This window comes from Denitratimonas tolerans (assembly GCF_037203605.1).
Lineage (GTDB): Bacteria > Pseudomonadota > Gammaproteobacteria > Xanthomonadales > Xanthomonadaceae > Denitratimonas > Denitratimonas tolerans.
Genome location: NZ_JBBDHC010000031.1, coordinates 1 through 4,744, shown reverse-complemented (window position 1 = coordinate 4,744; position 4,744 = coordinate 1). Strand labels below are relative to the sequence as shown.

Below are 4,744 nucleotides of genomic sequence, written 5' to 3'. Positions count from 1 at the left end.
TACATCACGCGCCCGGCGATCAGCGAGAAGCGGCTGTCGATAGCGCTCCAGGGCAGGGTGCGTTACCAGCTCAAGACGCCGTGGCGAAATGGGACCACGCATGTGGAATGGGATCCGGTGGATTTCATCGCCAAGCTGGCGGCGCTGGTCGCGCCACCGCGCGCCCACCTGACCCGCTTCCACGGGGTGTTTGCCCCGAACGCCGCCCTGCGCGCACAGTTGACGCCATCGGGGCGCGGCAGGCGGCATGACGCCGCTGTGGAGCCGGCGGACGCAAGCGCGAACGACGCGCCGCGCAGCCCCGAGGAGAAGCGCCGTTCGATGAGCTGGGCGCAACGCCTCAAGCGGGTCTTTTCCATCGACGTCACCGCCTGCGTCCACTGCGGTGGCACCGTGCGGATCGTCGCCAGCATCGAGGAACCTGCCGCCATCCGCGCCATCCTTGGCCACTTCATGAAGCAGGGCGCGCGGGAAGAAGCGCACTACAGGCCCGCAGCGCGCGCACCGCCAGTGCAAGCCGCGTGACGATCTGCCGGCTGCACAGCCGACGGCGAAACCGGAATCCGAGCCGATGCGGCCACGATCCGCAGGGCGGCGCTCGGCCCGCTGTCGGGAATCAGCGAAGCATGGCTGCTGACAACGCCGCTGCGTGGCCCCGCGATGCCGAAATCCCACTCACAGACGTCCGATCCGTGCCCAAAACGGGGCTTGCGCGACCGCCGCCTACCCAGCAGACTGCCCGAAAAGGGCGTTTGAACTTCCTATACGCTACGCCAGGAACATGTTCACCACCGAGTGCTCGAAGCCCATGAAAAAGAACACGAAGATCGGCATCCAGATGGCGATGACCTTGTCGCTGACGCTGGTGGAGATCATCGCGCCGACCACCCCGGTGGACACCATCCAGTTACAGAGCATGCCGCGCACCAGAATGGTCAGCCAGCCGGCCAGCCCGTATTCGGCGTAGCCCAGAGTGCGCGCCTCGCCGATGCTGGCCAGCTTGGCGGCGATCGGGCCGGGCTCGGTATTGAAGCCGTAGGTCATGGTGAAAGTCATCAGCAAGGCCACCGTGAGCGCGCCGGCGAAATTGCCCACGAACACCAGCCCCCAGTTGCGCAGGACGCCGGCGACGGTGACGCCGGGGCGCCGGTCGAGCAGCGCCAGCGGGGTGAGCATGAACACTCCGGTCAGCAGATCGAAGCCGAGCAGGTAGATCATGGCGACGCCGACCGGGAAGAACAGCGACCCGAGCAGATGGCTGCCCGTCTGCATGGTGATCGTCACCGCGAACACCGCCGCCAGCGCCAGGATGGCGCCGGCCATATAGCCGCGGATCAGGGTGTCGCGGGTCGACATGAAGATCTTCGACTCGCCGGAGTCGACCATCTTGGCGACGAATTCCGAAGGGGCCAGGTAGGACATGGTTGCTGCCTCTGCAAGTGGATGGAAGGGATTCACTTGCGAAGACAGCGCAAAGCCTGTGCCAGGAGAGGCGATCCGATCGCGTGCGAGTTGGTATAGCCAGCAACGGCGGGGCCTGCCGGACAACCGGAGGATTCAGGCGCGGCGCCGGAGACGCGATGCGCGCGCCATCCGGCCCCGCTCGGCTGCGCCAGGACCGTGCGCGGGAAACGTGCGGCTCCCGCCTCTGGTGCAAAGCGCCGCCGCGCGGCCCCCTTCAGCCTGCGCGGCAGTAGTCGGCTAACGCTTCCGCGAGATGATCGAACAGCAGCCGGATCCGCCGCACTGCGCGCAGGTCCTCGTGCATGGCGAGCCAGACCTCCAGCTCGAAGCTCAGCCTCCCCGGCAGCACCGGTAGCAACTGCGGATCGCGCGCGGCAACCCCAGCCGGCAGCGCGCCGATCCCCAGCCCCGCGCGCAGCGCCGCGAGCTGCGCCAGCTCGTCGTCGCTGCGAAAGACGAAGTCCTCGCGGCTCATGATCACGCCGGCGGCAGCCAGCGCCTCGATGGCGCGGCGATCGGTATCGAAGCCGATCGCTGCATGGCGCCGCAGCTCATCCAGGCGCTCCGGCAATCCATAGCGCTCGGCGTAGCGGCAATGCGCGTACAGGCCGATGCGCACGCGACCGACCTGGCGGGCGATCAGCGCCCCCTGGGTCGGGCGGATCATGCGCACCGCCAGATCGGCCTCGCGGGTGAGCAGATTGGTGAGCCGGTTGGAGCTCAGCAGTTCCAGCGCAACTTGCGGGTGTGCCTCGCGAAAGTCCGCCAGCATCGGCGGCAGCACTTCGCAGCCGATCACCTCGCTGGCGCTCAACCGTACCGTGCCGCGCGGCTGCAGGGCATCGCCCGAGACTGCCCGCACCAGCGTAGCGGCCGCCGCCTCCATCGCCTCGGCGTGCGGCAGCAGGTCCAGCGCGGCGCCGGTGGGGGTCAGCCCCTGCGGGGCGCGGGTGAACAGCGCCAGTCCCAACGCTGCTTCGAGCGCGGCGATCTGGCGGCCGACGGTGGGCTGCGTCAGCCCGAGCGCACGTGCGGCGGCGGACAGACTGCCTTCGCGCAGCACGGCCAGAAAAGTGCGGTAAAGATCCCAGGCGGCGGCATCACTCATGCGTTTTTGTATAGCGTCCCTACGCTTTTAGTCAATTCCCGTTTATCCGCGCCCCGGGCATCCTGTCTCCATCCACTACCCCAGGAGCCTGATCATGACCCGGACCGCACTCGTACTCGGCATCACCGGTGGCATCGGCGGCGCGACCGCCCGCGCCCTGCTCGCCCGCGGCTGGCACGTCCGCGCCCTGCACCGCGAACCGGCGCGAGCGAAGGCGAGCGCACCGAGCGGTGTGGAGTGGCTAGCCGGCGATGCGCTCGACCGCCAGGCCGTGCTGCAAGCCGCGTCCGGCGCCGCTGTCATCGTCCACGCCGTCAACCCGCCCGGCTACCGCAACTGGCGGGGCCTGGCGGTACCGATGCTGGAGCGCACCATCGACGCGGCCCGCGCGAGCGGCGCCCGCATCCTGTTCCCGGGCAACGTGTACAACTTCGGTCCGGACGCCGGCAGCACGATTGCCGAGAACGCCCCGCAGAACCCTCTCACCCGCAAGGGCCGGATCCGGGTCGCCATGGAGGCGCGACTGGAGGCGGCCGCCGCCGAGGGGGTGCGATCGCTCGTGCTGCGGGCGGGCGACTATTTCGGCGCGGGCGGCGCCTGGTTCGACGGTGTGATGGTCAAGCGCGGCCGGCCGCCGCGCTCGGTCACCTACCCGGGTGAGCCGCGGGTCGGCCACGCCTGGGCCTATCTTCCCGATCTGGCGGAGACCTTCGCGCGGCTGGCCGAGCGCGAGACCGAACTGGGCGCCTTCGAGCGCTTCCACTTCGGCGGCCATTACCTGGCCGAGGGCATCGAGATGGCAGAGACGATCCTGCGCGCCGCCGGCTCGCCGGACGGCAGGATCCGCCGGCTGCCCTGGGCGCTGCTGCGCCTCGCCTCGCCCTTTCACGAAACCTGCCGCGAGCTGCTGGAGATGCGCTATCTGTGGCGCGCGCCGCTGCAGCTGGACAACCGCAAGCTGCTCGCCGTGCTGGGCGAAGAGCCGCACACGCCCCTCGAGCAGGCGGTGACCGAGAGCCTGCTCGCGCTGGGCTGCCTGCCGAAGGATGCGGCTTACCGCTCCGCCGCCAGCGCGTAATCGGTGCCCCAGACCCGCACGGCGCGGGTGTCCTTGGGCGAGCCCTGGAACACGAAGGCCTGCTTGATGCTCGCCTTGGCCGGCACGGTCAGCTCGGCCGGGTTACCGTGGCCGCCGGCGAGCGGGGTCGCGAAGCCTTCGTGATCGATGCGCAGCAGCGAGCCGCGCTCGGTGAAGCCGACCAGCCGCAGCGGCTTGTCGCTGCGGTTGTCGATCGCGAACTCCACCGTCACCGTCGCCGTGGCCCCTTCCCAGGGCTGCACGCCGATCAGACGGATCTGGCCCACTCCCGCCAGCTCCTCGTGCTTGCCCACCACGATCGAGCCGTCGGTGCCCTCGGCGCCCTTGCGCCCCGAATCCACGCCCTCGGCGACACCGCCGACGATGTCTTTGCCGAAGCTGACCACCCGCTCGGTCACGCTGCGCACGACGTCGCGGGTATCGGCGATCGCCGAACCGGTGGCGACCAGAAGCAACAGGCAAACCGCACTAATGCTTTTTCTCATAAAACTATCCTTAGTTATTGTTTTTCCTTGAACCGCTCAGCAATGAACGTTGCCAGTCGCTGTCCACTCTTCTCGTCGAATCCCGCCGCCGGCAGCTCGGCCGCCAGCGCCTCCCAGGCATCGCGCTGGTCGGTATCGAGCGCCTGTTGCAGCGCCAGCAGCCACGCAGGCGCCGGCACCGCATCGATGTGCTCGGCCGCCAGCAGCAGCCCGAGATCGGCATCGGCAGCCTGGGCAGGGAACCACACCTCGACACCGGTCGCCAGATCCGGCGTATCGGTGCGCAGCCAGGTACACCGCCGGCGACGGCACCACCACCGCCACCGTGCTGGCCCAGGCCTTCATCCGCGAGGGCGTCAAGGCAGTGGCCGCCGGCATGAACCCGATGGATCTGAAGCGCGGCATCGATCAGGCCGTCAAGGCCGCGGTCGCCGAGCTCAAGAGCCTCTCCAAGCCCACCGCCGACGACAAGGCCATCGCCCAGGTCGGCACCATCTCCGCCAACTCCGACGAGTCGATCGGCACCATCATCGCCGATGCGATGAAGAAGGTCGGCAAGGAAGGCGTCATCACCGTCGAGGAAGGCTC

Annotated in this window: 6 protein-coding genes and 1 pseudogene; 3 read left to right on the top strand and 4 right to left on the bottom strand. The window is 68.9% G+C overall.

Going from position 1 to position 4,744, the window contains the following annotated elements:
• Positions 1-525 (top strand): transposase (locus tag WB794_RS13330; protein WP_337336339.1); only part of this gene is annotated, 525 nt, incomplete at its 5' end.
• A 243-nt stretch (positions 526-768) separates the two neighbouring features.
• Here WB794_RS13330 and WB794_RS13325 read toward each other — a convergent pair.
• On the bottom strand, positions 769-1,422 hold the full coding sequence (locus WB794_RS13325; protein ID WP_415926699.1) for a formate/nitrite transporter family protein: 654 nt from the start codon (positions 1,420-1,422) through the stop codon (positions 769-771).
• A 256-nt stretch (positions 1,423-1,678) separates the two neighbouring features.
• Positions 1,679-2,572, bottom strand: coding sequence for a LysR family transcriptional regulator (locus tag WB794_RS13320; protein ID WP_337336338.1), 894 nt, complete (start codon positions 2,570-2,572; stop codon positions 1,679-1,681).
• An 88-nt stretch (positions 2,573-2,660) separates the two neighbouring features.
• On the opposite strand from WB794_RS13320, the gene WB794_RS13315 reads away from it, so the two are divergent.
• Positions 2,661-3,650, top strand: a complete 990-nt coding sequence (locus WB794_RS13315) for an NAD-dependent epimerase/dehydratase family protein (RefSeq protein ID WP_337336340.1) — start codon at positions 2,661-2,663, stop codon at positions 3,648-3,650.
• Here WB794_RS13315 and WB794_RS13310 read toward each other — a convergent pair.
• The gene (locus tag WB794_RS13310) at positions 3,626-4,156 is read right to left on the bottom strand and encodes a hypothetical protein (protein ID WP_337336337.1); all 531 of its coding nucleotides are present in this window, start codon (positions 4,154-4,156) and stop codon (positions 3,626-3,628) included. The two genes, WB794_RS13315 and WB794_RS13310, sit on opposite strands and share 25 nt — an antisense overlap.
• A 14-nt stretch (positions 4,157-4,170) precedes the next feature.
• A complete protein-coding gene (locus tag WB794_RS13305; RefSeq protein ID WP_337336341.1) occupies positions 4,171-4,404 on the bottom strand; it encodes a hypothetical protein in 234 nt (77 codons plus the stop codon).
• A gap of 50 nt (positions 4,405-4,454) precedes the next feature.
• On the opposite strand from WB794_RS13305, the pseudogene WB794_RS13300 reads away from it, so the two are divergent.
• Positions 4,455-4,744: pseudogene (locus WB794_RS13300) on the top strand (TCP-1/cpn60 chaperonin family protein); the annotation flags it as partial.

What these genes read in the sequence shown, in the direction of transcription:
- WB794_RS13325 (WP_415926699.1), bottom strand. Translation starts at nt 1,422, where the DNA reads ATGTCCTACCTGGCCCCTTCGGAATTCGTCGCCAAGATGGTCGACTCC.
- WB794_RS13320 (WP_337336338.1), bottom strand. Translation starts at nt 2,572, where the DNA reads ATGAGTGATGCCGCCGCCTGGGATCTTTACCGCACTTTTCTGGCCGTG.
- WB794_RS13310 (WP_337336337.1), bottom strand. Translation starts at nt 4,156, where the DNA reads ATGAGAAAAAGCATTAGTGCGGTTTGCCTGTTGCTTCTGGTCGCCACC.